Genomic DNA, 25,772 nt, shown 5'->3' on the forward strand with positions numbered 1-25,772 from the left:
TCAGGCTACCGATGTCAGAGGCGTCTCCGGCCGCACAGCGTGTGGCCAGAGTCATCGGCCGCTGGTTGCCCACGCTGCCGACGGCCGGCCGGGGGGAGACCGCCGTCTGCGAGGCGAACCAGCGGCACCTCTGCCATCGCGTCTTCTCCGCGATTCCGTCGACCAGCCAGGACGTCGCCTACCGGGACGGCAACGGCGCGGCCGGGCGGACCGCGGTGAACTGGGAGTGCTCGTACCGGGTGGCGGAGAGCAGCAGCAGCCACTCGTCGCAGCCCTGCCAGGGGTAGAGGTCGGCGGCGCCGCCGCGTACGGTGCGGGGCCCGTCGCCGGTGCGTGGCCGGGCGTCCGCTGGCGCGCCCGCGAAGCCGGGGATCCACACGTCGGCGCAGATCTCGCCGGCCGAGCCCATCGCCGCCAGGCCGAAGGCGTTCTCGCCGGCGGCCGTGCGCTCCTCGTCGCCGAAGTCGTCGAGGATCTGGTCCTCGTCGGGTTTGTCGTCACCGCGGAACGTCAGCGTGGTGGTGCCGGCGCGGGCCGCATACTCCCACTCGGCTTCGCTGGGCAGCCGGAACGGCAGGGCGTCGAGCAGGTCGTCCAGGTCGCCCTCGAGGCGGGCCGTGGTGGTGTCCTCGTCGGCGTAGTCGTCGGTGTAGTCGGGCAGCCAGTGCCGGACCTGCGCGACCGTCAGCGGGTGTCGGGCGATCAGGAACGGTTCGACCCGCACCTCGCGTACGGGCTGGGCGTCCGCGGCGGCGGCGAAGAAGGGATCGAGGGTGTCCTCGGCTCCTCCGCTGCGCTCGATGGCACGTACGGCCTCCAGTTCCGCCTCGGACAGACCCATGCGGAACGTGCCGCCCGGCACCTCCCGGAACACCACACCTGACGCCGTGTGGCGCCAGGCCGGACGCCCGGCCACGATCTCCTCGATCCACATGGCGCCGAACGCTAGCAGCCGAGAATCTGGTTATGGCGGTCTGATCCACCGAGCGGCGTTCCTGGTTTGGGTCGTCCTGGAGTGGCACACCTTGATACCGGAACCCCGCTTCTCGCTTCCCGATCAACGCACCCCTTGATCCGCAAGGCATTCGTCGTCCGAAGCCCGTCAGGTGCCGTCGTCGCGTACGCGTACGCGTACGCGGACCGGCGCCGGGCCGAGCAGCACGTCTACCAGCAACGTCACGCCGTGGAGTGCGGCATCAACCGGCTTCTCACGAAGACCTACTAGACGACGCATAGTACCGACCGTATTATGTGGCGCATGATAGCTGCAGCAGGTGGGTCGGATGCCGCTTCCGAGCGGCAGGCCCAGCTACTGCGTGGCTGCCTGGACATGTGCCTGCTTGCGCTGCTTGCCGGCGAGCCGGCGCACGGCTACGAACTCGTCCGCCGGCTCGACAGCGCCGGATTCGGAACGGTGAGCTACGGCACCGTCTATCCGTTGATCACCCGATTGCACCGCTCGGGGCTCATCGCCAACGCGCTGCAGCCCAGCCCCAACGGCCCACCCCGCAAGGTCTATCGGCTCACCGACACCGGCCACGATCGGCTGCGCGCTTGGCGCGAGCAGTGGATTCAGTTCGCCAGCGTCGTGAACGCCACCATCGCCGCCCGTCCACCGAGTCCAGGAGAACGACCATGAGCACGTCGACGCCGGCCGTTGACAACCTCCTCGCCGCCGCAGACCGCAAGTGGCGCGCTCTCGGCATCCACCGCCGAGACCGAGTGTCTCTCAAGGCCGACCTGCGCGCCGAGCTCGAGGCAGCAGCCGCCGACGGGCTCGATCCCGCAGAGCTTCTCGACGCTGACCCCTCCGGGTTCGCCCTGCGTATCGCCGAGGAAGCCGGCGTGGAGCGCACCCCGCCGCGGTACGGCCGGGTACTCGGCGTCGCGACCGCGGGCGCGATGCTCTCACTCGTCGTGGGCTACATCGTGGTCGTCAGCCTGCACCAGGCATTCGTGGCGGCATTCGACCTGCCGCGAAGCGTGCGGGTGCCGTTGTGGCTCGCCGCTGGTGTCTTCTACGGCGGCATCGCAGCGGTTGTCGTCGCCGGCGCCGTCCTCGCCGTACGCATCGCCCTACGAGACACGCCCCACATCCGACACACCGCGGCGCGGATGACACTACTGCTGCCACCCGCTGTCGCAGCCGCGATCGCCGCTGCGACCGCATTCGCCTGGTCGCTCGACTACCCGCTCACCCCACCGGCGATCGCGGCCGAGGCGGCGATCGTCCTCGCTACCTTCCTCGCCGCAACGGCACTGGCCCGCCACTGGTCTGTGACGGCGGCGCGGTGATCCAGCCGGCCCAACGGCCATAGCCTGAGCCGAACCTACGCGTGGCCCCACGAGAAGTGCCGGGAGCGACTTCGACACGGACCCCAGGCCGGCACCGACCGCGGCCGGGACCGAGCCCGATGACCCGGCGGTACGTGAGCCACTCCCATTGCCGTCGCCGGCCTGCCCGCCGCGCAGCGCCGGGGCAGGTCGTCGGCCGGTGCATGTCCGTGCTGCCAATGACCATCCGGGGGAACTCCTGTTTCCGAGGAGGGCCAGCAGCGCCTCCGCCACCGCGTCTACCGCGGTGTTCGGCTGCCCGGTGGCCGGCGCTGCGTGCTCCTCGCCGGCCGCGACGGCGGGCGCTCCCGTCGCCTGCGTCGTTGACGCTCGCTGACTGTCGGAAACCCGCCATTCCGGTGGTGCGGCTCCAATCAGTAGACGGCCCCGTGCGGCGGTGGTCGGCCGAGATCGCGCTGGTGAGAGCGGGTTGGCGTGGCCCGACCACGCGGCAATCGTCGTTCGATCTGGACGGATTCCAGATCTGGCGGGGGCGAGGTGCCACAGCGTAACCTCATCGACCGCGACCAGGTGGACGTTGATCGAACCGCTCATTCCGCAGGCGCCTCAATCGACGACGTCGCCCCCAGTGCGGCGTCCACCGTTCGCCGATCTGGCGCAAGCTCCGCTCGGCTGGTCGAGCGGGGACTCATTTTCGGACGTGACGACGCAAGGAGCTCAACGCATGGCGACGGATGCCCACGACGGACCGGTTCCGGAAGCAGCCGTACGTGGGCAGCGGGTCCTCGACCTCTTGGACAAGGCAATCGACCTCCAGGGCCCACTGGTACGCAAGAACATCGCCCGGGCCCGCCAGCGGAACCCAGAGGCGACACCAGCAGAGGTGATCCGCAATCTGGAGCGGATGTACGTGGGCGCCCTGACCGGCACGGGTGCTGCGGTTGGCGGAGCCGCAGCGGCGCCCGGCGTCGGCACGGGCGTCGCGCTGGCGCTGTCGGCCGGCGAGGCACTTTCATCGCTTCAGCTGAGCGCCCTCTTCGCGCTCTCGATCGCCGAAGTCCACGGAGTGCCCATCGACGAGATCGAGCGCCGTCGAACGATCGTGATGGGAATCATGCTCGGCGGGTCCGGCTCCGCCACCATCACCAAGGTCGCCGAGCGTACGGGGCAACACTGGGGACGTCAGGTGGTCGCCAAGGTGCCCGCCGAGACACTACGTCAGATCAACAAGATCCTGGGGAGACACTTCATCACGAAGTACGGGGGCAAGCAGGGGATCATCGTTCTCGGTCGAGCAGCACCGTTCGGTATCGGCGCGGTGATCGGTGGTGGCGCCAACGCTGCCCTCGCCACTCTGGCTGTACGGGCCGGGCGTCGCGCATTCGGCCCACCCCCGACGTCGTGGCCATGCTGACGCGCCGCACACCGCAACCGTCCCAGCATCCGCTCCGCACGAGCACGCACCCCTAGCCTCCCGACCTCGGTGGAGCGCTATCCGGACGGTTGATCGGGCTGGATGCGCAGCGTCGTGATGGTCGTGGCGAGCATGACGTAGTGCCCGACCAGCATGCACAGCTCGATGCACTCGCGCTCGTCCAGGTGGGCGCGCAGCGCCGTCCACGCCTCGTCGCCGAGGTCGCGGTGGCGTACCAGCCCGTCGACCGCGACCAGCACCGCGTGCTCGCGGGCGGACCACCCGAAGCCGACGTCGTCGCCGGTGACGCGCTCGATCTCCGCGTCGGTGACGCCGGCCCGCCGGGCGAGCCTCCAGTGGTGGTCGTGCTCGTAGCGGCAGGCGCACAGGTGCGCGACCCGCAGGATGACCAGTTCGGTCTCCCGGCGTGGCAGCAGGCCGCCCGGCATCAGGCGGCGGGCGAAGCGCAGCCAGCCGCGAAACAGCCGGCGGTGACGGCCGAGGGTGAGGAACAGGTTCGGTGGGCCGGTGCCCGTGACCCGGCCGGCCGCCCGGCTGAACAGCCAGCCGAACGTACCGACGTCGCGCCGGCCGCCGGGGCTGACGCGCGGCGCGGTCACGGTTGGCCGTCCGGCTGCGGCGTGGTCAGCGGCGGACGCTCCGTCCGTGCGATGCGCAGCGCGTCGACCAGCCCGCGTTGGAACCTGCGGTCGAGCAGCGGCTGGACCGCCATGCGCAGCGGCAGCACGGGCCACACCCAGCCGGGCGCGACGATCCGCCGGCTCCGGCGGGCGATGCCGCGTTCCAACGCGGCGACGCCGACCTCCAACGAGGCGACGCGGTGCAGCCGGCTGCCGTGCAGCAGTGCGGTCGCGGCCCTGGTGCCGAACCCGCGCGAGGTCATGTCGGTGTCCAACTCGGCGAAGTACGCGACGCCGGCGCGCGCGCCGGAGGGCCGCAGTTCGACGCGCAGGGTGTTGCCCAGGGCCTCGACCGCCGCCTTGGAGGCGCTGTAGGCACCGAGCAGCGGCGCGTGCACCGCCGCGGCGAGTGACGCGATCACCAGCGCGTAGCCGTTGGGGTGGCTGAGGTGCGGGGCGGCGGCGCGCAGGGTGTAGTAGGTGCCGAGGACGTTGACGGCGTTCGTGCGCTCGAACACGTCCGGGTCGCCGCCGACCAGCGGCAGTTGGGCGGCGATCCCGGCGTTGGCCACGACGACGTCGAGCCCGCCGAGCCGGTCCACGGCCATCTCGACCGCGGCGTCGACCTGGGCTCGGGAGCGGACGTCGCAGCTGCTCCACGGGGCGTCGCCGCACGTCGCCGACACGTCGGCCAGCAGCTCGGGCTCCAACCCGACGACGACGACCCTCGCGCCCCGCTGGTGCAACCGACGGGCCAGCGCGGCGCCGATCCCGCGGGCGCCACCGGTGACGAGGACGCGCCTGCCGGCCAGCGACCGGGAACCACCGCTCATGGCGGGATTATAGATACGTCCCGATGGATGGACGCGCGAGGCCGGAACTGCCCGCGCGGCGGCGTCGGCACCGATGCGCGCCACCGAAGGCTCCGTGCCGCTCACCGCTCCGGCTCCGGGTTCTGCCGCACAGGCGCGTCGGGGGTGCGCCCATGGCTGAGGAAGTACGCCCCGAGGGCGCCGGCGAGGGTGCCGAACACCACCACGGAATAGACGGCCAGCACCAGTTCGAGGATCTGCGCGAACGTGTCGGTGGCGTCGAGCGGCACACCGGTGATGGTGGTGAGCGCGGCAGCGTGCAGGGCCCGCCCGTGGGTCGGGTAGGAGCCGGTGAGCGTCAGCAACTGCCCGGCGGCCAGGATGACCGTCACCGTCACGACGGCGAGCCAGGCCAGCCGGTCGGTGAGCAGTCGGCCCGCCGAGCGGGAGCCGCGCACGGCGGCGGCGACCACTCCGGCTCCCCGGGCGGCGCGAAGTGCGATGGCCGCGCGGGCGAACCGCAGGAAGGGCACGGCGAGGAAGATCACCTGCCACCAGTTCCGCCGCCAGAACTGTCGGGCGCGGTGGCGGGACAGCCAGGCGCGCAGGGCGAACTCCGCCACGAACACGGCCCACAGGATCCAACTGGCGATCGTGAGGATGGTGCTCAGCGGCTTCTCGTGGGTGAATGCCTGCACGAGCACCAGTAGCAGGAACAGGAGGCCGAGGATCCCCATCGGCTTGTCGAGCCGGTCGGTGAGATCGTCGAGACGGGAGCCGTCCTGTCGACGGTTGCGTGCCCGGGCGGCACGTCCGCCCTCACGCCGGGGGCGGTCGCCGTCTGCGTCGGAGTGCCCGGCCGGCACGGTCACGCACCACAGCGGTGGGGGTCGGCGACGGCGGGAGCGGGCCGGAGCGCCCGCGATGCGTCCCGTCGGCAGCGGGCACCGTACCCTCGCCTCCCACCGGTCACGATCGTCCGCATGATCTGGCTCCTCGGGCCGGTGGTCGCGACGCGCTGTCGACAACCGACCGTAGGGGCTCGAACACGCCCTGACCTCCCGTTTGCGTCAAGTGCCGGCACATCCGCAGCTGCCGCTCCCGCGCTGACGGGCACGGCACCCCAAATGATGTCTATCCCTCGATGCCGTTGGTAGGGTGCTGCGGTGCCTCCCCCTTCCACCGTCAGCGCGCCACCGGGCGAACGCTCCCTGACCTCCGAATCCACGCCCTCCACCGCCCGACAGGTGCGGCGCGCCCGCTTCAGCGAATCCGGTCTCGCGTGGCTGATGCTGCTGCCCTCGGTGGCGGTCTTCGCCCTGTTCGTGTTCTGGCCGCTCGGGCGGACCCTCTACCTCTCCGTGCACGGCAACGACATCTTCGGCGCCGCGTCCGAGTACGTGGGCGCGGCGCACTACCGGGACATGCTGTCCGGTGAGTTCGGCAAGGTGCTCGCCACGACGGCGCTGATCACGCTCTTCTCGGTGGTGCCGGCCGTGCTGGGCGCGCTGTTCGTGGTGCTGCTGCTGGAGGCGCGCATCCGCGGCGTACGGGCGCTGCGCACCGCGTTCGCGCTGCCGTTCGCGTTCTCGGTGGCGACCGCCTCGGTCATCTTCGCCGTCATCTACAACCCGGCGATCGGGGTGGCGAACGGCCTGCTCGGCTCCCTCGGCTTCGACCGGGTCAACTGGCTCACCGACCCGTCGATCGCGCTGCCCGCCGTCTGCGCGGCGACGGTGTGGATGAACTTCGGCTACAACATCCTCGTGCTCTCCGCCGGGGTCTCGGCGATCTCGCCCGAGGTGGTCGAGGCGGCGCGGCTGGACGGCGCGACCGGGTGGCGGCTGGCGACGCGGATCACCGTGCCGCTGCTCTCCCCGCAGCTGTTCTTCCTCGTCGTGGTCTCCACGATCCACGCCCTGCAGAGCTTCGGGCAGATCCACATCCTGACCAAGGGCGGGCCGGACCAGGCCACCACGACCCTGGTCTACTCGATCTACGAGAAGGCGTTCGCCTTCGGCTCCTCCGACTTCGGCGCGGCCAGCGCCCAGGCCGTCGTGCTGCTGGTCATCATGCTCGGCTGCACGGCCGTCCAATTCGGCGTCCTCGAACGGCGGGTCCACTACCGATGAAAAAGCTCAACCTCGGGCGGGTCGCCGTCTACGTCGTGCTCGGCCTGGCGGCGATCCCCGTGCTCTTCCCGGTCTACTACGGCTTCGTCGGCGCCGTGATGGGCCCCGGCGACCTGGCGACCTACCCGCCCGCGCTGGTGCCGAGCGCGCTGCACTGGCAGAACGTCACCGACGTGTTCAGCTCGGTGCCGCTCGGCCGCTTCTACGCGAACTCCGCGGTGCAGGCCGGGATCATCACGGTGGCGCAGGTGGTGACCAGCATCTTCGCCGCGTACGCCTTCGCGTTCCTCCGCCTGCCGGCGAAGGCGGCGACGTTCAGCCTGTTCCTCGCCACCCTCATGGTGCCGTGGGAAGCGATCATCATCCCCAACTACCTGGCCATCTCGGACTGGGGGCTGACGCGGGGCGGGCTGACGTACCTCGGCCTGGTGTTGCCCTTCCTCGCCTCGGCGTTCGGCACGTTCCTGCTGCGTCAGGCGTTCCTGCAGTTCCCGACCGAGCTGCGCGACGCCGCCGTGATCGACGGGTGCGGCCACTGGCGGCTGCTGTGGCGGGTCATCGTGCCGCTGTCGAAGCCCTCCATCGCGGCGGTCGGGGTCTACGTCTTCCTCTCGGCGTGGAACCAGTACTTCTGGCCGCTGATCCTGATCCGCGACACCGAGTTCCAGACGCTGCAGATCGGCATCTCCCAGCTCAACGACGCCGAGGCGGCACAGCCGGGTCTCGTCCTCGCCGGCGTCGCGCTGTCCCTGCTTCCCACGCTGGCCGTCGTCATCTTCGGCCAGCGCTACATCGTCCGCGGGCTGACCGCCGGGGCGCTGCGTTGAACCATCGAGAAGGAGAACCAATGAGAAGACCTCGGCTCCGCCGTAGCGCGGCGGCGTTCGTCGCCGTCGTGGCCGCCGCCGCGCTCACGGCGTGCGGCGACTCCGGGTCCGGCACCGACGGCGGCAGCGGCGCGCTCGACGCGCCCGGCGCCGAGGTGCTGGAGAAGGCCACGGACAAGACCACGATCGAGTTCTGGCACGCGATGAAGGGGGCCAACGCCACCGCCGTCGACCGGCTCGTGGCGGACTTCAACGCCCAGAGCGGCGGCAAGGTCGAGGTCAAGGCGGTCTTCCAGGGAAGCTACGACGAGACGATCGCGAAGTACAAGGCGTCGGTGCAGCAGAAGAGCACGCCGGCCCTGGTGCAGATCTACGACATCGGCAGCCGCTTCATGGTCGACTCGAAGCAGGTCGTGCCGATGCACAAGTTCATCGAGAAGGACGGCTTCAACGCCGGCGACATCGAGCCGAACATCGCCAGCTACTACTCCGTCGACGGCAAGCTGTGGTCGATGCCGTTCAACTCCTCGACGCCCCTGCTCTACATCAACAAGGAGGCCTTCGAGCGGGCCGGGCTCGACCCGACGAAGCCGCCGAAGGACCTCACCGAGATCGGCGAGCTGGCGAAGAAGCTCACGGTCAAGGACGCCAGCGGCAAGACCGTCCAGTACGGCTTCAACGCCGCCATCTACGGCTGGCTGGTGGAGCAGCTGCTCGCCACCGACGGCAAGGAGTACTGCGACAAGGGCAACGGGCGCAGCGGCCTGGCCACGAAGGTGCAGTTCGACCAGGAGACGGCCGTGCGCGTCGCGCAGTGGTGGACGGACCTGGTGAAGGGCGGCTACGCGACGAACACCGGCCGCAAGACCGACGACGCCCAGGCCGCCTTCAAGTCGGGCACGGTCGCCATGCACCTGGAGTCCACCAGCGTGCTGCGTGGCTACGTCGACGCCGCGAAGGGCAAGTTCACCGTGCTCACCGCCCCGTACCCGAAGGTGAGCGCCTCCTCCACGGGCGGCCCGATCATCGGTGGCGCCTCGCTGTGGGTCAACGGTGTCGGCCACAGCGACAAGGAGAAGCGGGCCGCCTGGGAGTTCGTGAAGTTCGCCTCCGGCCCGGTCGAGCAGGCCAAGTGGCACACCAGCACCGGGTACGTGCCGATCAACGCCAAGGCGCTCGACGAGCAGATCGACAAGGACTGGATGGCGAAGTTCCCCCAGTTCCGCACCGCCGTCGACCAGCTGCACGCGCTGCCGCCGTCGGTCGCGTCGGCCGGCTGCCTGCTGGGCGTGATGCCGCAGGCCCGCAAGGCGTCCGAGGACGGCCTCGAGGCGGCGATCGTCGGTAGCAAGCCGGCCGAGCAGGCCATGAAGGACGCCGCGGCGAGCGTGCAGGGCGCCATCGACAGCTACAACAAGTCGGTCAGCTGACCGCAGCCGCACCGAGCGAGGAAGGGCCAGCTCCGCCGGAGCTGGCCCTTCCTCGCTACCGCTCGTACGGCATGGGTGCGGGCGGATCCTAGGGTGGGCACTGCCGCCGACCGAGGGAGAGACCGTTGTCGCCGTCGCACCGCCCGACCCGTCGGAGCCTCGCAGGGGCAGCCCTGGGTCTGGCCGTCGGGCTCACCGCCTGCACCGGGCCCCGGGCGGAGCCGCCGGAGCGGCCTGCGCCGCGGGTCGAGGTGACCCAGGAGAGCCTGCGCGGCGGTGAGACCCACGCCGAGCGGGAGGGCCCCGCGCCGACCTGGTCGGTGCGGGCTGACCGCCTCGACCAGCCGATGACCCAGGTCGGGCAGGTGATCGTCGTGCCGGACAGGCGGGAACTGCGGGCGGTGGACCGGCACACGGGACACGACCGGTGGCGTCGCCCGTTCCCGATGAGCTACCAGTACGCGGTCGCCGGCGCCCTGATCGTCGTCAGCGCCCGCAACGGAGGGCCCCTGGAGGTGCTCGACGCGGCCACCGGCGCCACCCGCTGGCGGGCCACGGACACCGAGGACGTCGTCGTGCACCAGCAGGCCGTCCACCACCGGCAGTGCGTCGGCACCGGGCGGTCGGCGAAGTGCGTCCTCATCGCCCGGGACGTCGGCGACGGTCGCCAACTGTGGAAACTGTCCACCGACCGGCACGCCCGGGTGAGCGACGAGGCGCTCGGCAACCGCAACCCCCATGCCACCCCCGCCCGACGGTACGTGGCAGCGCGGCTGAACGTGGGCACCTACACCGCCGTCGTGTCCACCACCGGCAGGTCGGGCGCGGAGTTGCCCAGTCGGGCCTGGTACGGCTTCGTCGCCGGTGACCTGCTGGTCAGCACCGACCACGATCCGCCCCGGGGCGACTCGCAGTGCACGGTCAGCATCGCGACCGTCGACGCTGCCACCGGCGCCAAGGGCTGGTCAGGCGCGGTCTTCAGCGGGCGTCGGGAGAACGGCGAGTGCGCCAAGCGACTGGCGCACCACCGCAGCGGACTGTTCCTGATCGGGTCCGGCACCCGACTCGTCGCGGTCAGCGCCGCCGGCCGGCCGCAGCTGATCGACCTGCGCACCGGCAAGGTGCAGTGGCAGGGCGCCGCAGCCGGCGTGCCGATCGACGGGGACGCCCGGTCGGTGCTGGTGCGACGCACCGCCGACGCGGGCGAGCTGGCCCTGCTCGACATGACCACGGGCGCGACCCGGTGGAGCGCGCCGGACCCGGGGATGTCCGGCACCTCGGCGAACTGGCCGTCGACCGTGACGGGACGCCTCGCGGTGGTCGGCGGCGCGACGGACGGCCGAGCCGCCGTGCTCGTGTACGACGTGTCGACCGGCCGCGAGCTTGGCCGTTACCCCGGATCGCTCGCCGGCGCCGGGGACGACTGGGTCGCGGTCAGGACCACCGGGGGACCGGACGGGGGCACCCTGGACCTGCACGTGTTCTGAACCGGCCCCGCGCCCTGATCGCCGCGGCGGCCCGGCGCCGTGGTCCCCGGCCAGCCCGGGGACCACGGCGCGTCCTGCTCTGCGAGGTGGAACCCTCAGCGCAGGCGGGCCTCGATGGCCTCGATGACGCGCGGGCGCAGCTCCGCCGCGCGGATGACGGCGTCGACGGAGCCGACCTCGACCGCGCGCTGGATGTTGTGCACCCGGTCGAACTCGGCGGCCACCTCGCCCAGCTTCTCCACGCGTACCGTCGAGCGCAGCTCGTCGAGCTCCGCCGTCAGGGCCGCGCGGTCGGTGCCGGAGGCGGCCGCGACGCGGGCCTCCAGCTCCCGCACCCGCGGGTCGGCGGCCGTACGGGCGTTGACGTCGCCGGAGAACACCACCGCCGCGGCGGGGGCGCCCCCGAGCACCGAGGCGAACGAGCCTTCCAGCGCCAGCACCGTCATGTTCGGGTTCAGCGCCTTGGAGAACACCACGAACGCGCCCCCGTGGTAACGCGAGATCACGCAGAACACGATGGGACCGCGGAAGTTCACGATCGCCCGGCCGATCTCGGCGCCGTACTCCAGCTGCAGGTTGCGCATCGACTCCGGCGAGCCGTCGAAGCCCGACAGGTTCGCCAGCACCACCAGCGGACGGTTGCCGCTGGCCGCGTTGATCGCCCGCGCGGCCTTCTTCGACGAGCGCGGGAACAGCGTGCCCGCGGTGTAGGTGTCCGGGCCGTCGGTGGGCGGGAAGCCGCGCCGCGGCACCGCCCGCGACTCGATGCCGATCAGGCACACCGGCATGCCACCGAGGTGTACGTCCTGCACGGCGACGGTGTCGGCGTCGGCCATGCCCGCCCACCGCTCCAGCACCGGGCGGTCCTGGTCGGACAGCGCCCGCATCACGGTGCGGATGTCGAACGGCTTCTTGCGGTCCGGGTTGGCCTCGGCGGAGAAGATCTCGCCGACCGTGCTGAAGTCGCTGCCCACCACGACGTGCGGGAACGCGGAGATGTCGCGGTCGACGGGGTCGGTCGTCCGCGCCCGCCGCGGCCGCTGCTCGCCGGGCGCGACGTACGTGTGCTCGTAGTGCGCCATCAGTACGCCGCGCGCGGCGGCCAGGTTCGGCGCCCAGTACTGCGCCTGCCCGTTCGGGCCCATCACCCGGTCGTAGCCGCCGATGCCGAAGTTGTCCTCGGCCGACACCCCGCCGGAGAAGTCGAGCGACTGCTTGCCGGTCAGCACCATCGCCGAGTCGGGCGTCATCACCAGGATGCCCTTGGTGTGCATGAGCATCGTCGCCTCGGCGTTCCAGTACGGCTGCGCGCCGACGGTGATGCCCGCGACCACGATGTTGATCTCACCGCCGTCCTGGGTGAACTCGACGATGCGCTTGAGCGCCGCCGCCACCCAGTCCATGTTCTCCGTGCCCGACTCCATGGAGATCCGGGCGCCCGCGGACAGCGCGTACCACTCCAGCGGCACCTGCATCCGCTCGGCCAGGTCCAGCGCGGCGATCACCCGGCGGCACTCCGGCTCCGACAGCGCGCCGAGCGCCTTCGTCGGGTCGCCGAGCAGCACGACCCGGGTGACGCCCTGCGGGTGCCGGCGGGTCGGCGTGGTGACCACACCCGCGACGATCGCCGCCCGGTTGCGCCCCTTCGGCCGGTCGACCGGCACCAGCGCGTGCGCGTCGTCGAGGTCGTGCTCGACGAAGGTGCCGAGCAGGTCGGTCAGCTCGTACGGGTACACGGCGTTGCGGCTGCTCGCGCGCAGCACCTTCTGCCGGTAGTCGTCCAGCGGCTCGACCGGCTCGTCCGACGGCTCGCCGACGGTCAGCTTGGTGCCGCCGGTGGCGTCGAATGAGATCCGTACGGCGATCTTGACCAGTTCGCCGGTCCTCGGGTCGCGCTGGCGCGCGATGAACAGGATCTCCTCCAGCCCGGCGCCCGCGGTCGTCGGCAGCACCCGCCGGGCGATCATCTTCAGCTCGGCGTGGGTGAGGTCGCTCGGCGGCCAGACGTAGACGACGATCCGGTTGGTGCTGAAGCGCTTCCTCGACGGCCGCCGCGACTGCGCCCGGCGGATCGAGTCCAGACAGGTGGCCAGGACGTCCTCGGCCGTCGGCAGCGCCACCAGCCGGCCGTCGTGCTCGCGCAGCTCGGCCAGGTCGCGCACCTGGGCGAACGCGACGAGACGGTCGTCCGACGGGTTCTCCCGCGCGACGCACTGGTAGAGGTAGACCTCCTCGTCCGACGACGGCAGACGGGTGAGGTCGAACTTGCTCAGCCGCTCCATCTGCATCCGCTGCGCGATGTACGGGTGCAGGCCGCGGATCAGCCGTTCCTCGCTCATCCCCATGGTCGACGGGCGGAAGGTGAAGTGGTGGTGCATCACCGCGCCGCTGCGACCCGCGACGGTGGTGGTGAGTCGGCGGACCTGGTTCGGCAGCGGGTGCGCGTTGACGACCTCGTGCAGCGCCGCGGCCATCGCGTCGAAGTCCGCCGGCTGGCCCTCCCAGGCCAGGTAGATGTCGACGTCGATGGCGTCGTGGCCGCTCGCCAGCTCCGCGAGGCCGCGCAGCGCGCTGCCCAGCGCCTCGAAGCTCACCGCCGAGGAGACCACGCACGAGTCCGCCCGCTCGGCGACGACGAACGTGCAGCCCTCGACCTCGCTGGTACGGACGCCGGTGAGGCCCTTGTTGCCGTAGTAGCGCCGGGTCAGCACCTCGAGCATGACCGAGTTGTCCAGGTCGGCGCGCACGAGCCGCTGGCCGAGCAGCCGCACCAGCGGCTCGGTGGAGCGCACCATCTCGGCGATGCGCTCGGCGCGGTCCGGCGCCTCCGGGTGCGCGTCCAGGTGGCGCAGGTGCCTGCGGACGTCGGCGTAGACGCGGGCGCGGTTGCGACGCAGCAGCGGCTGCGCGAACCAGGCGAACACCACGCCGCGCGCGAGGTCGCTGACCACCGGGAAGCGCACCTGCGTGGCGGCCACCAGCCGCTCCAGGGCGAGACCGGCGGGCTCACGCAGCGACTCGTCCGGCGGCGGCTCCCGCAGCCAGGCGCGCAGCAGCGTGGCGACGACCGTCGCGTCGGCGGACGCGCGCTGCAGGGCGAGGAAGATCCGGAACACGGCCGCTTCGAGCTCGGGGCAGCGCTCCAGGTCGGTGACGCCGTAGTGGCCGAGCGCCTTGGCGAGCTTGGCCTGGAACCCCTCCGGCAGCGCGGCCCGCTCGACGTCGAGGCACTGCAGGTAGGTGTGGAAGTACTCGCGGGCGCTGGGCACGTGGCCGACGCCGCCGTCCTCGCCCGTCGGCCGGTTGCGACTCAGCTCGGTGAGGTCGGCGAACACGTCGATGAGGTCGAGTTCCTCGGCCAGCGGCCGGCGGCCGTCCTCGGTGGCCGCCCGGCGTGCGGCGAGGTAGTCGTCGAGCAGCCGACGCTCGTCGTGCGGGTCGACGTCGAAGCCCAGCAGCAGGCTGCGCAGGTCCTCCTGACCGCGCGTGGCACGCTCGCGCGCCGGGATCTCGCCGGGCGCGGCGGGCAGCTCCAGCTCCACGGACTCGCCGTCCGAGGTCTCCCCGGCCTCGCCGTCGTCGGCGAGCGGCTCCAGCCGCAGCAGCGGGGCGCCGGTCTCCACCTGGGAACCCACGGACACGACGCATTCCTTCAGCCGCGCCCGGAACGGCGCCCGCAGCACCGTCTCCATCTTCATGCTTTCCAGCACCAGCACCGGCGCGCCCGCCTCGACCTCCGCGCCGACCCGCAGCGGCGTGGCGACGACCAGCGCGGGCATGGGCGAGCGGAGGACGCCGCCCTCGTCGCGGCTGACCCGGTGCGCCACGCCGTCCACCTCGACCAGGTGGATCGGCCCGTGCGTGCCGATGAGCAGTCGGTAGCGGGTGCCGTTGACGACGATCTGCCCGGTGTGCCGGTCGAAGCGCTCCAGCTCGACGTCGGCGGTGCGCACGACCCCACCCGCCTCGATGCCGACGCGGAAGCGGTGCGCGCCGATCCGCGCGACGCGTACGCGGTAGCCGACGCCACGCAGCTTGAGGTCCAGCGGCCGGCCGCTCTCGTGCTGCACCTGCGGGCGCCCGCCGAACGCCGTCGACAGCAGCCGCTGCCGCTCGACGCGTTCCTCCTCCTCGTACGCCTCGATGGCGGCGGCCGCCAGCGCGACGGCGGAGTGCCGGTGCGAGACGAGCCTCCCCTCGCCCCGGACGCGGTCGATCCAGCCGGTGTCCGCGCTGGCGTCGATCACCTCGGGCTGGTCGAGCAGGTCGAGCACGAAGCTCTTGTTCGTCGCGCCGCCCTCGATGATCACCGTGGTCTGCGCCATCGCCCGGCGCAGCCTGCCCAGCGCCTCGTCGCGGTCGCGGCCGTACGCGATGATCTTCGCGATCATGGAGTCGAAGTCGGCGGGGATGGTGTCGCCCTCGCTGACGCCGGTGTCCACCCGGATGCCCGGCCCGGCGGGCAGGTCGAGGCGCGCGATGCGCCCGGGGGAGGGCGCGAAGTCGCGGTCGGGGTCCTCGGCGTTCAACCGGGCCTCGATGGCGTGCCCCCGCTCCACCGGCGGCGCGCCTTCGAGCCGACCGCCCGCGGCCACGTGCAGCTGCGCCTTGACCAGGTCGAACCCGGTGGTGGACTCGGTGATCGGGTGCTCCACCTGCAGGCGGGTGTTGACCTCGAGGAAGGCGAACATGTCGTCACCGGGGTGGTAGAGGAACTCGACGGTGGCCGCGCCGCGGTAGCCCACCGCGACGGCCAGCCGTTCCGCCGAGGCCTTCAGCTCGGCCGCCTGCTCGGGGCCGAGCACCGGCGACGACGACTCCTCGATGACCTTCTGGTTGCGCCGCTGCACGGAGCAGTCGCGGACCCCGAGCGCCCACGCGGTGCCCTGGCCGTCGGCGATGACCTGGACCTCGACGTGGCGGGCGCCGGTGACCAGGCGCTCCAGGAACACGACGCCGCTGCCGAACGCCCGCGCGGCCTCCTGGCTGGTGCGCTCGTAGGCGTCGGCGAGCTCCGCCTCGTTCGTGATCACCCGGATGCCGCGACCCCCGCCACCCGCGGTCGCCTTGAGCATCAGCGGGTAGCCGATCCCGGCCGCCGCCGTCAGCGCGGTCTCCAGGGTCTCCACGGCGCCGCGGCTCCACGGCGCGACCGGCACGCCGACCTCCTCGGCGATCAGCTTCGCGCCGATCTTGTCGCCGAGCTTGCGCATGGCCTCCGGGCTCGGTCCGACGAAGGTGACACCGACCCTCTCGCACAGCTCCGCGAAGGCCGGGTCCTCGGCCACGAAGCCCCAGCCGACCCAGGCGGCGTCGGCCCCGGTCTCCACCAGCGCGCGCTCCAGGACCTTCAGGTCGAGGTACGGGCGCGCCGACGCGGGACCGAGTTCGTAGGACACGTCCGCCTCGCGGACGAAGGTGGCCGTACGATCGACGTCGGTGTACAGGGCGACGGTCTCGATCCGTGTCCCGGTCTCCGCGGCGATGTCCCGTACGGCGTGGATGAGCCGCATGGCGGCCTCACCACGGTTGACGATGGCGACACGACTGAACACCGACCGAGCCTTCCTGTAGACCAATGATGCGGCGCGCCGCGATGCGGCGGTGCCTTCGGCAGTGTCCACCCTTGCACCTGTGGATCAAAAGGTCAGGGGTGCGAATCTGATCGGCGTACGCCCAGGGTAACGGCCGTGAACAGCCAAAACGCCGGCCGCAACCTTGATCGTTTCCCGGCATGTGTTGCGGCCGTCCACTGGGTGGGAGGGTGATGCGCCCACGCTGCTCAGGTGTTACCGACGGGTTCGTGCCGGCCGGTGTCGCGCCGGAGCCTCCGCGACAGCGGCGCCGCCGTCGAGGGAACCCGGGACACGCATGCGCCACGCGTCGGTGACGAGTTCCGTCAGGCGGTCGACGTCCACCTGCGCCAGCCGCAGCATGACCAGGGGCAGCCCCTCGTACGCGGGCGTGGTGAAGAAGACCTCGGGCTCGCCGAGGAGCAACGCCTGCTTCTCCGCCTCGTCGCCGACGTACAGCACCGCGACGTCGGTCCGGATCAGCCGCGGCCTGCCGGGCCTGCGCTCGGGGTAGGACCAGACGAACCCCTTGTCGGCCACCCGGAAGTCGAAGCCCTCACTGTCGATCTCGACCACGTCAGGCAGTGCCAGTGCCACGTGACGGACGTCGTCGGCGTCAGCCATCGGGATCGCTCCGTACCATCGTCTCCCGCACCCGCGCAGACTAGCCGCTGCGCGGCGCGCGACCCGCCGCAGCACCCGAGCGGGTGGCCGCCCCGCGCCGTTCGGCCCGTCGCCGCCCGACTGTGAACTCCGTTACCTCGCCTCCGGGCGGGAATGAGTTCACCGGATCCGGATTTGCAGCCAGATGTGACTCCTGCACTCTTCCCAGCCCGGCTGCGCACCGACCGGTCGGAGGCGAGCCGATGACGGCCGCCGTCGACGCCACTCGGGGACCGGCGGCCCCGCTGACACCGGGCGACCTGATGAGCCCCCGGCAACGCCTGCGGCTCGTCCTCGTCCTCGGCTCGCTGATCGCGGTGGGTCCGCTGACCATCGACATGTACCTGCCCGCGCTTCCCGCGATCGTCGACGACTTCGAGACCACGTCGGCGGCGGTCCAACTGACCCTCACCGGCACGCTGGCGGGCCTCGCCCTCGGCCAGTTGCTGATCGGCCCGTTGTCCGACGCCGTCGGCCGGCGTGCGCCGCTGATCGCGGGCCTCGCGCTGCACGTCGTGGCGTCGCTGCTCTGCGTCGTCGCGCCGAGCATCGCGATCCTCGGCGCGTTGCGGGTGGTGCAGGGCCTCGGCGTCGCCGCGGCCTCGGTGGTCGCGATGGCCGTGGTCCGTGACCTGTTCGACGGCGCGGCCTTCGCCAAGCTGCTCTCCCGGCTGCTGCTGGTCATGGGGGCGGCGCCGATCCTCGCGCCGACCCTCGGCGGCGGGCTGCTGCGCTGGACGGACTGGCGCGGCGTGTTCGTGGCGCTGGCCGCCTTCGGCGTGCTGCTCGTGGTCGTCGCCGCGCTCGGCCTCCGCGAGACGCTGCCCGCCGACCGGCGTCGGCGCGGCGGGGTGGTCGCGACATTGGGCGTGTACGGCTCGCTGCTGCGCGACCGCACGTTCGTGGGCCTGGTCCTGGTCGCCGGGCTGGCCATGGCGGCGTTGTTCGCGTACGTCGCCGGGTCGTCGTTCGTGCTGCAGGAGCAGTACGGCCTGGACGAGCAGGAGTTCGGGCTGGCCTTCGGAGCGGGCGCCGTCGGGCTGATCGCGGCGACCCAGTTCAACGTGCGGCTGCTGCGCCGCCACTCGCCCCAGCGGATCCTCGTCGTCGCCCTGGCCGCGGGGAGCGTGGCCGGCCTGGCACTGCTGGCCTTCGCCGTGACCGGGCTCGGCGGGCTGCCGAGCCTGCTGGTGTCGTTGTGGGTGGTGCTCGCGGCGGCGGGCCTCGCGATGCCGAACGCACCGGCCCTGGCCCTGTCCCGCCACGGGGAGGCGGCCGGCACGGCCTCCGCGCTGCTGGGCGCCGTGCAGTTCGGGGTCGGTGCGCTGGCCGCGCCCCTGGTGGGCGTACTGGGCACCGGCGCGGTCGCCATGTCCGTCGTCGTCGCGGGGGGCATGCTGGCGGCGACGGCGGTCCTGCTCCTCGTCGTACGGCCGTCCCGGCTCGCCGACCTCGAACCGGACGCGGTGGTCCTGGCAGCGCACTGAGACCGAGCCGGGGTCCGGCGCGGTGGGGCGGGGTCGACCCGGGCACCCGGCCTCGCGACGGCCGGGGCATCCCGGCCTGGCGACCGGAGGCGCGGAAAGCGGTTGTCGGCGCCACGGTGGCGTCCTAGCCTGCTGGCTGTGCATACCCCCTGCCGGCGAATGCGCCGGGTGTACCGGTGAGCGGCCGCCTTCGCGAGATCGCCCGACAGACGGTGGCGATCGCCGAGTCGGGCCGGTACCGCAACGCCGCCGGCGACGACGTCGTCGTCGGCCCGCAGGTACGGGCCGCGGTCGCCGGCACCCGCCACCACCTCTCCGACGAGACGCTCACGGTCGACGACACCCGGGCCGGCGCCGGCACCGTCGAGGTGGCGCACGAGTCGACGTTGCAGGCGGCCCGCCGGCTCGGCCCGGACGCGGCGTGCCTGGTGTTCGCGTCGGCCAAGAATCCCGGCGGCGGGTTCCTCGGCGGCGCGAAGGCGCAGGAGGAGAGCGTCGCGCGATCGTCCGCGCTCTATCCGTGCCTGCTCGCCGCGCCCGACTTCTACGCGTTCCACCGCAGCCAGGGCGACCTGCGATACAGCGACCGGGTCATCTACTCCCCGCGCGTGCCGGTGTTCCGCGACGACAAGGGCGGCCTGCTCGACGTGCCGTACCCGACGTCGTTCCTGACGGCCGCGGCGCCGAATCTCGGCGCGATCGTGCGCAACCAGCCCGCGTACGCCGCCGACGTGCCGGCGGTGCTGCTGCGCCGTGCGCGGCGGGTCCTCGAGGTGGCCGCCGCGCACGGGCATCGCACGATCGTGCTGGGCGCCTGGGGGTGCGGGGTGTTCCGCAACGACCCCGCCACGGTGGCGGGTGCCTTCGCCGACGCGCTGCGGGCGGTCGACAGGTTCGACCGGGTGGTGTTCGCCATCCGCGACAACCTGCCGGGCACCCCCGTGTACCGCGCGTTCGTGCAGCGTCTCGGCGGCGGCGCGCCGGCTGGTGACGGCTGAGCGGTGCGGGCCCGACGCATGGGTTCGTCGTACCGCACGACGTGTGCGATCGTGCGCCACACGCCCAGCCCGGGATGGCACCGGGCGGGATCGGCCGCCAGGTGGAGGTCGCATTCGACCGCCGGGCCGTCGACGTAGCGCACGGCATCCTCCTTCGTGTCCGTCACGGTCTTCCGACCCTGCGGCCACACCCGCGCGGGCGGGGCGGCGGCCGCGGTGACCCGGGATGGCCCTCGCGGGCCGACCGCGCAGCCCCGCGGGGCTGGCCAGCGTCGAGGCGAGCCGCCGGGTCATGGCGGCGCCGCAAACGGGTATGCCGCCGCGTGGGAACCGATGTCGTCGTGGTCGGCGCGGGCTTCTCCGGGCTGGCGGCCGCGCTCACGCTCGCCCGCGCCGGCGCGCGGACGCGGGTGCTGGAGGCGCGCGACCGGGTGGGCGGGCGGGTCCTCACCCGGTGGCTGGCCGACGGCACCCAGCTCGACCTGGGCGCCCAGTGGGTCGGCCCCACCCAGGACCGCGTCAACGGGCTGCTCGCCCGCTACGGGATCGCCACCTTCCGGTCCGCCGCGCACGGTCCGTCGTCCGTGCTCCTGCCCGACGGCCGGCACGCGGAAGCGCTCGAGACCGCCGCGAGGGTCCTCGACCTGCTCGACGCGTACGCCGAGCGGGTCGATCCGGCCGCGCCGTGGGCGGCGGCCGAGGCCGCCGAGTGGGACCGCACTACGCTGGCCGGCTGGCTGCGCACGGCCGCGCCGGACCCGACGACCGCCCGCTACCTCGGGCGGCTGCTCGCGGGCGGGCTGCTGGCCGCCGGAGCGGACGAGATCTCCCTGCTCCAGATGGCGTTCTACCTGCGCTCCGGCGGCGGCAGCCGGGCGTTGCTCGCGATGGCCGGGGGCGCGCAGCAGGACCGGATCGTGGGCGGCCCGCCGGTCCTGGCCGAGGCGCTGGCCGCCGCCCTCGGCCCGGACGCGGTGCGGCTGTCCGCGCCGGCGCACGCCATCGGGCAGGACCGCGCCGGCGTGGTCGTGCACACCGGCACCGACCGCGTCGAGGCGGACGCGGTGGTGGTCGCCGTGCCGCCGACCCTGGCCGGACGCATCCGGTACGACCCGCCCCTGCCGCCTCTGCGGGACGCGCTCACCCAGCGGATGCCGATGGGCTCGGCGATCAAGGTCCACGCGGTCTACCCGGAGCCGTTCTGGCGCGCCGACGGCCGGTCCGGCGTCGCCTTCTGCCTCGCCGGGCCGGTCACCGAGACGGTGGACAACAGCACCCCGGACTCCCCGCGCGGCGTGCTGACCGCCTTCGGCTACGGCCCCGAGGCGAACGCCCTGCGGCGGATGTCGCCGCGGGAGCGCAGGGCGAGCCTGCTCGACGCCATGGCCACCGTCGCCGGACCGGCCGCCCGGCGACCCGAGGAGTTCGTCGAGTACGACTGGTCGGCCGACGAGTGGACGCGGGGTTGCTTCTGCGGCGCACCGACCCCCGGCTCCTGGTGCGGGTACGGGCCGGAGCTGCGCCGACCGGTGGGGCGGGTGCACTGGGCCGGCACGGAGACCGCCACCCGGTGGGCGGGCTACCTCGACGGGGCGATCCAGGCCGGCGAGCGGGCGGCGGCGGAGATCCTGGCCCGGCCGCGCGACTGACGCGCCGGCCGCCTCGCCACCTGCCCGGGAACGCCCGGCCGTCGTGCAACGATCGTCGGGCGTCGTGGCCGACCGGTGCGTCCCGCCGGTCCGCCCGCGCACCGGTCCCTGGCAGGCAGGCGGGAAGGCCCCCTCGTACCCCCTTGGAGCGCATCATGTCCCTGTCCCCGGCGCGGGTCCTGGCCGCGCTGCACGCGGTGCGGCCACCCGAGCAGGCGTCCGCCGTCATCGGCCGGGCCGTCGTGCTCGGTGGCAGCGTCGCCGGGTTGCTGGCGGCCCGCGTGTTGTCCGACTACGCCGAGAGCGTCGTCATCATCGACCGGGACGATCCACCCGCGAGCGGCGGGCGGCCGGGCGTGCCACAGGGGACGCAACTGCACGCGCTGCTGCCCGGCGGCTTCCTCCAGCTCGAGCAGCTGTTCCCCGGCTTCCGCGAGCAGGCCGTGGCCCGGGGGGCGGTCGAGGCGCCGCCGGCGGCCAGGCGCAGCTACCTCGACGGGCGCCTGAAGGTCGTCGTGCCCGACGACGCCGACAGCCTGGCGGGCACCCGACCCCTGTTGGAGGAGCTGATCCGCCAGCGGGTGCTGCGGCTGCCCAACGTCAAGACGCTCACCGCCCGCGCCACGGGCCTGGTCTTCGACGGCGCCGCCGTAACCGGGGTGCGTTGCGGGGCCGGCGGGGCGGCGGGCGTCGAGTCGGGTGACCTGGTGGTGGACGCCATGGGGCGATCGAGCAGGCTCTCCGAGTGGTTGGAGCAGGCCGGCTGGGAGCGACCGGTCCTGCGGCGGATGACCGTGGACCTCAACTACGCGACCGCCCTGTTCCGTCGCCCGGAGACGGACCCGCCGACCACGGTGGTCATGGCGCTGCACACCCCCGGGGTCTCCACGGACGTGGCCGGCGCCGCCTTCTTCGCCGTCGAGGACGGCCGGTGGATGGCCATGATGGCCGGCTACGGCGACAACCGGCCGGGGCGCACCGCCGAGGACTTCGTACGCCGGCTGCGCGAGCAGTTCCCACCGGAGTTCGGCGAACTCGCCGCGAACGAGATGCTCGGCGACGTCCGGACCTACCGCCACGCCGACAGCCGGCGGCGGGACTTCCACGCGCTGAGGCGGTTTCCGGCCGGGCTGGTCAGCGTCGGTGACGCGGTCGCGTCGTTCAACCCGGTGTACGGGCAGGGGATGACGGCGGCGGCCCTGCACGCGGCCTGCCTGTCGACGTACCTGCGGTCCCGCCCCGACCCGGGCGAGCCCGCGCGCCGGTTCTTCGCCCTGCAGAAGGTCGTGGTGGACGTCGCCTGGTCCATGTCGACCTCCGCCGACCTGGCGCTGCCGCACGTGCACGGGCCCTATCCGCGCGGCTACCGCCTCTCCCGCTGGGTCAGCAGGCAGGTCGTCACGGCGACCGTCACGGACGTGCCGACCGCGCGGCGCTTCAACGACGTCGTCTCCCTGCGCGCGCACCCGCGTTCGCTGGCCGCTCCCGGGGTGATCCTGGGCGCGTTGCGCGCCAACCGGCGAGCCCGCTGACCGGTCCGCTCGCCTCGGCTGGCCCGTCCCCTCGCGCCGTGCGCCGTCCCCTCGCGCCGTGCGCCGTCCCCTCGCGCCGTGCGCCACGGATGGAGGGCCCCACTCCTTCCCGGTGGGGAGCGGGGCCCTCGATTCCGTTCACGACCGCCGGATGCCGGCGGCGCCGCGCCCGGTCCTCCGGTCAGAGGGTGGTTTCGCCGTTGAGTCCGAAGTAGTCGTGCCATTTGGTGCTGGGGTTGAAGGTGGTGCCGGTGGAGAGGGCTACGTAGACGTCGTTGGTGGTGTTCTTGGTGAAGACGATGATGTCGTCTTTGCCGTCGCCGTTGGCGTCGGCGAGGTAGGGGAATTCGCCGCCGAGGCAGAAGAAGTCGTGCCATTTGATGGTGGTGCCGGCGAATGATGTGCCGGTGGAGGTGGCGGCGTAGACGTCGGCGTTGGTGTCGCAGGTGAAGGTGACGATGTCGTCTTTGCCGTCGCCGTTGATGTCGCCGATGCGGGGTTTTTCGTTGCCGACCGCGAAGAGGTCGTGCCATTTCTGGGGTGGGCCGAATCCGGTGCCGGTGGAGAGGGCGATGATGACGTCGGCGGCGGTGTTGGGGCCTTGGGTGAAGGTGATGATGTCGTCGCGGCCGTCGCCGTTGACGTCGCCGAGGGCGGGGTGTTCGCCGGGGATGGAGAAGTATTCGTGCCATTTGATGGCGGTGCCGGTGAACGACGAGCCGGTGGAGAGGGCGACGTAGACGTCGGCGTTGGTGTCGTGGGTGAAGGTGATGATGTCGTCTTTGCCGTCGCCGTTGACGTCGCCGACGGCGGCGACTTCGTTGTGGGGGGCGAACCAGTCGTGCCATTTGGTGCTGGGGTTGAAGCCGGTGCCGGTGGAGGTGGAGACGTAGACGTCGGCGAGGGTGCCGTGGGTGAAGGCGACGATGTCGTCGCGGTTGTCGCCGTTGAAGTCTCCGGTGAGCAGTGTTTCGCCGTTGAGGCCGAAGAAGTCGTTCCATTTGATGGAGGTGCCGGCGAAGGTGGTGCCGGTGGAGGTGGAGACGTAGACGTCGTTGAGGTTGCCCTGGGTGAAGGCGACGATGTCGTCCTTGCCGTCGCCGGTGAAGTCAGTCGGCGACCCCGCCAGATAACGACCACCCGACGGGGACGGGCCGCAGTTGTCGCTGACCAGGTACTTCTGGTGGTACTGGCCGGGATACGGCGCCAGTGACGTCCCGTTGATCACGATCGTCTGCCCGACGCCGTTGTAGAGCTGCTCGTAGTGGATGTGCGCGCCGGACGAGTTGCCGGTGCTGCCCGTGGTGCCGATCTGCTGGCCCTGCTGCACGTACGCCCCGTCGGGCACGGAGTAGGAGCTGAGGTGGAAGTAGTAGGTGGTCCAACCGCCGCCGTGGTCGATGACGATGTAGTTGCCGGCGCCGCTGGGCTGCGAGTACCGGCGGGCGACACCGGCGGCGGAGGCGAGCTGCGGCGTGCCGGCGGTGGATCCTCCGTCGGCCCGTACGAAGTCCAGGGCCAGCCGGACCTCGGCGCTGTGGTGCCCGTACGTCCACCGCTGGCCGCACGGGAACGGGGCCTTGAAGTTGGGCGCGGCGAGCGCGGGCGACGAGGTGGCCACCGCCCCGGTCGTTACGCCGACCACCAGGGTGAGCAGGGAGACCAGGATGCGACGCACCCTGCTCCTCGAATGCCGTGACATGGGTGACTCCGGTCAGGGAAGAGTCGGACGGGTGGGGCGCGCACCGTCAGGGCCCCGGGTGAGGGCTCGCGCGCGGAAGGAACGGCTGCCGGGCCGGGATGCGGCGACCCGGCAGCAGTGGGGCGGACCGGACCGCCGACGCGCCGCCGTGCGTGCGACGGCGGCGCGTCGGCGGCCGGGAATCAGCCGGCGCGACGCAGGCGTGCCAGCATCCCGTTGAGGTCCTGGGCGAAGATGTGCTGCCGGAGGAAGTGACCGCCGGGCTCCTCCCGCCACTCGTGCGGGATGCCGGCCCGCCCCAGGGCCGCCCGGAACTCCCGCTGACCGGCGAGCACCTGGTTCTCGTTCACGGTGTCGAACCAGTTGACCGGGTCCGGTGAGGTGCCGGCGACCAGGAAGACGCGCTTGTGGCGGTAGCTCTCGATGCGCTGGATCGGGTTGTCGGCGCTGACCCTCGCCTCGTCCCACAGCGGCGCGCCGTAGACCGTGCCGCCGCCGAGGTCCATGGCGGCGGAGGTCGCGTTGGCCCAGTGCACGACGAGCCCGAAGTCGCGGCGCAGGCTGGCCGGGCCGGAGTGGGAGCTGACCGAGCAGAAGTGCCCGTAGTACTTGGCGGTGTACTTGAGGGCGCCGAACCCGCCCATCGAGAAGCCGGCCACGGCGCGGCCGTCGTACTCGGCGAACGTGCGGAAGTTCGAGTCGATCCACGGCAGCAGCTGTGCCATGTGGAACGTCTCCCAGTTGCGGGGCCCGGTGTTGCTGCTGACCGGGTTCGAGTACCACCCGGTGGAGGCGTCAGGCATGACGACGATGAGTTCCCTGCCGGCGGTCAGGTTGATGATGTTGTGGTGCAGGTGGAACTCCCGGAAGTCCGATCCGCCGCCGTGCAGCAGGTACAGCACCGGGTAGCGCTTGCCGCTGGTGTGGTAGCCGTCGGGGAGCAGGACGTTGACCGCCGGGTCCCACTCGATGGCGTCGGTGGCGAACCGGTAGTACTGCAGCCGGCCGTAGTTCTCGTGCTTGACGATGCGCAGGCCGTGGCCGTCGCGGGCGGCGGCGGCCGGCCCCGCGGCGGCGAACGTGCCGGCCAGCGCGCCGGCCGCGGCGACGCCCGCGGCGCCGGTCAGGAG

The 25,772-nt window shown here is 72.4% G+C and carries 20 protein-coding genes; 12 read left to right on the forward strand and 8 right to left on the reverse strand.

All coding sequences use genetic code 11. The features are described from left to right. Positions 1-178: 178 nt before the first annotated feature. Positions 179-934 carry a formylglycine-generating enzyme family protein gene (locus V6U77_RS17020; RefSeq protein WP_334607309.1) on the reverse strand — a complete coding sequence of 252 codons (756 nt, stop codon included), beginning with the start codon at positions 932-934 and terminating at the stop codon, positions 179-181. Between the two features lie 135 nt (positions 935-1,069). Between V6U77_RS17020 and V6U77_RS17025 the strand changes: the two genes are divergently transcribed. The 4 genes from V6U77_RS17025 (at position 1,070) to V6U77_RS17040 (ending at position 3,709) form a co-directional block, all read left to right on the forward strand. Next, positions 1,070-1,225, forward strand: coding sequence for a hypothetical protein (locus tag V6U77_RS17025; protein WP_334607310.1), 156 nt, complete (start codon positions 1,070-1,072; stop codon positions 1,223-1,225). A gap of 33 nt (positions 1,226-1,258) precedes the next feature. Beyond that, on the forward strand, positions 1,259-1,639 hold the full coding sequence (locus V6U77_RS17030; RefSeq protein WP_334607311.1) for a PadR family transcriptional regulator: 381 nt from the start codon (positions 1,259-1,261) through the stop codon (positions 1,637-1,639). After that, complete coding sequence (locus V6U77_RS17035; protein WP_334607312.1) at positions 1,636-2,295, forward strand: hypothetical protein; 660 nt, start codon at positions 1,636-1,638, stop codon at positions 2,293-2,295. Before V6U77_RS17030 ends, V6U77_RS17035 begins: the two co-directional genes overlap by 4 nt. A gap of 724 nt (positions 2,296-3,019) precedes the next feature. Continuing rightward, positions 3,020-3,709: a hypothetical protein gene (locus tag V6U77_RS17040; RefSeq protein WP_334607313.1), complete on the forward strand. Its 690-nt coding sequence runs from the start codon at positions 3,020-3,022 to the stop codon at positions 3,707-3,709. A 77-nt stretch (positions 3,710-3,786) separates the two neighbouring features. Here the strand turns inward: V6U77_RS17040 and V6U77_RS17045 are convergent, their stop codons facing one another. The 3 genes from V6U77_RS17045 to V6U77_RS17055 form a co-directional block, all read right to left on the reverse strand. Beyond that, positions 3,787-4,329, reverse strand: coding sequence for a carboxymuconolactone decarboxylase family protein (locus tag V6U77_RS17045; protein WP_334607314.1), 543 nt, complete (start codon positions 4,327-4,329; stop codon positions 3,787-3,789). Next, positions 4,326-5,183, reverse strand: coding sequence for an SDR family NAD(P)-dependent oxidoreductase (locus V6U77_RS17050; protein ID WP_334607315.1), 858 nt, complete (start codon positions 5,181-5,183; stop codon positions 4,326-4,328). Before V6U77_RS17050 ends, V6U77_RS17045 begins: the two co-directional genes overlap by 4 nt. 101 nt (positions 5,184-5,284) lie before the next feature. Next, positions 5,285-6,034, reverse strand: a complete 750-nt coding sequence (locus V6U77_RS17055; protein ID WP_334607316.1) for a hypothetical protein — start codon at positions 6,032-6,034, stop codon at positions 5,285-5,287. Positions 6,035-6,328: 294 nt separating this feature from the next. Between V6U77_RS17055 and V6U77_RS17060 the strand changes: the two genes are divergently transcribed. The 4 genes from V6U77_RS17060 to V6U77_RS17075 all read left to right on the forward strand — a co-directional run bounded on the left by V6U77_RS17060 (position 6,329) and on the right by V6U77_RS17075 (position 11,038). Then, positions 6,329-7,294 (forward strand): carbohydrate ABC transporter permease, encoded by a 966-nt coding sequence (locus tag V6U77_RS17060; RefSeq protein WP_334607317.1) that lies wholly within the window; start codon positions 6,329-6,331, stop codon positions 7,292-7,294. Then, on the forward strand, positions 7,291-8,121 hold the full coding sequence (locus V6U77_RS17065) for a carbohydrate ABC transporter permease (protein ID WP_334607318.1): 831 nt from the start codon (positions 7,291-7,293) through the stop codon (positions 8,119-8,121). The genes V6U77_RS17060 and V6U77_RS17065 overlap by 4 nt, the downstream gene beginning before the upstream one ends. A gap of 20 nt (positions 8,122-8,141) precedes the next feature. Beyond that, positions 8,142-9,551 carry an ABC transporter substrate-binding protein gene (locus V6U77_RS17070; protein WP_334607319.1) on the forward strand — a complete coding sequence of 470 codons (1,410 nt, stop codon included), beginning with the start codon at positions 8,142-8,144 and terminating at the stop codon, positions 9,549-9,551. 125 nt (positions 9,552-9,676) lie between these two features. Further along, entirely contained in the window at positions 9,677-11,038 is a 1,362-nt protein-coding gene (locus V6U77_RS17075) for an outer membrane protein assembly factor BamB family protein (RefSeq protein WP_334607320.1), read from the forward strand. Between the two features lie 95 nt (positions 11,039-11,133). On the opposite strand, the gene V6U77_RS17080 is transcribed toward V6U77_RS17075, so the two are convergent. Next, positions 11,134-16,593 (reverse strand): ATP-binding protein, encoded by a 5,460-nt coding sequence (locus tag V6U77_RS17080; protein ID WP_334607321.1) that lies wholly within the window; start codon positions 16,591-16,593, stop codon positions 11,134-11,136. Between the two features lie 234 nt (positions 16,594-16,827). Continuing rightward, positions 16,828-17,235, reverse strand: a complete 408-nt coding sequence (locus V6U77_RS17085; protein ID WP_334607322.1) for an MmcQ/YjbR family DNA-binding protein — start codon at positions 17,233-17,235, stop codon at positions 16,828-16,830. A 302-nt stretch (positions 17,236-17,537) separates the two neighbouring features. On the opposite strand from V6U77_RS17085, the gene V6U77_RS17090 reads away from it, so the two are divergent. The 4 genes from V6U77_RS17090 (at position 17,538) to V6U77_RS17105 (ending at position 22,940) form a co-directional block, all read left to right on the forward strand. Beyond that, on the forward strand, positions 17,538-18,761 hold the full coding sequence (locus V6U77_RS17090) for a multidrug effflux MFS transporter (protein WP_334607329.1): 1,224 nt from the start codon (positions 17,538-17,540) through the stop codon (positions 18,759-18,761). A 176-nt stretch (positions 18,762-18,937) separates the two neighbouring features. Beyond that, on the forward strand, positions 18,938-19,759 hold the full coding sequence (locus V6U77_RS17095; protein WP_334607323.1) for a TIGR02452 family protein: 822 nt from the start codon (positions 18,938-18,940) through the stop codon (positions 19,757-19,759). A 323-nt stretch (positions 19,760-20,082) separates the two neighbouring features. Then, the gene (locus V6U77_RS17100) at positions 20,083-21,408 is read left to right on the forward strand and encodes a flavin monoamine oxidase family protein (RefSeq protein ID WP_334607324.1); all 1,326 of its coding nucleotides are present in this window, start codon (positions 20,083-20,085) and stop codon (positions 21,406-21,408) included. Positions 21,409-21,563: 155 nt separating this feature from the next. Beyond that, positions 21,564-22,940: an FAD-dependent oxidoreductase gene (locus tag V6U77_RS17105; protein WP_334607325.1), complete on the forward strand. Its 1,377-nt coding sequence runs from the start codon at positions 21,564-21,566 to the stop codon at positions 22,938-22,940. A 181-nt stretch (positions 22,941-23,121) separates the two neighbouring features. Here V6U77_RS17105 and V6U77_RS17110 read toward each other — a convergent pair whose 3' ends face one another. Together V6U77_RS17110 and V6U77_RS17115 are read right to left on the reverse strand one after the other, a co-directional pair. Further along, positions 23,122-24,585 (reverse strand): FG-GAP-like repeat-containing protein, encoded by a 1,464-nt coding sequence (locus tag V6U77_RS17110; protein WP_442934450.1) that lies wholly within the window; start codon positions 24,583-24,585, stop codon positions 23,122-23,124. Positions 24,586-24,824: 239 nt separating this feature from the next. Further along, positions 24,825-25,772: alpha/beta hydrolase (locus tag V6U77_RS17115; protein WP_334607326.1), on the reverse strand; the 948-nt coding region annotated here is incomplete at its 5' end.

It is taken from the genome of Micromonospora sp. CPCC 205546 (assembly GCF_036902715.1).
In the GTDB taxonomy this organism is placed as follows: domain Bacteria; phylum Actinomycetota; class Actinomycetes; order Mycobacteriales; family Micromonosporaceae; genus Micromonospora.

Bases quoted from the DNA above. Each gene is read 5' to 3' on its own strand.
- V6U77_RS17020 (WP_334607309.1), bottom strand. From the start codon at position 934: ATGTGGATCGAGGAGATCGTGGCCGGGCGTCCGGCCTGGCGCCACACG.
- V6U77_RS17035 (WP_334607312.1), top strand. From the start codon at position 1,636: ATGAGCACGTCGACGCCGGCCGTTGACAACCTCCTCGCCGCCGCAGAC.
- V6U77_RS17090 (WP_334607329.1), top strand. From the start codon at position 17,538: ATGAGCCCCCGGCAACGCCTGCGGCTCGTCCTCGTCCTCGGCTCGCTG.
- V6U77_RS17065 (WP_334607318.1), top strand. From the start codon at position 7,291: ATGAAAAAGCTCAACCTCGGGCGGGTCGCCGTCTACGTCGTGCTCGGC.
- V6U77_RS17070 (WP_334607319.1), top strand. From the start codon at position 8,142: ATGAGAAGACCTCGGCTCCGCCGTAGCGCGGCGGCGTTCGTCGCCGTC.
- V6U77_RS17105 (WP_334607325.1), top strand. From the start codon at position 21,564: ATGTCCCTGTCCCCGGCGCGGGTCCTGGCCGCGCTGCACGCGGTGCGG.
- V6U77_RS17050 (WP_334607315.1), bottom strand. From the start codon at position 5,183: ATGAGCGGTGGTTCCCGGTCGCTGGCCGGCAGGCGCGTCCTCGTCACC.
- V6U77_RS17040 (WP_334607313.1), top strand. From the start codon at position 3,020: ATGGCGACGGATGCCCACGACGGACCGGTTCCGGAAGCAGCCGTACGT.
- V6U77_RS17030 (WP_334607311.1), top strand. From the start codon at position 1,259: ATGATAGCTGCAGCAGGTGGGTCGGATGCCGCTTCCGAGCGGCAGGCC.
- V6U77_RS17085 (WP_334607322.1), bottom strand. From the start codon at position 17,235: ATGGCTGACGCCGACGACGTCCGTCACGTGGCACTGGCACTGCCTGAC.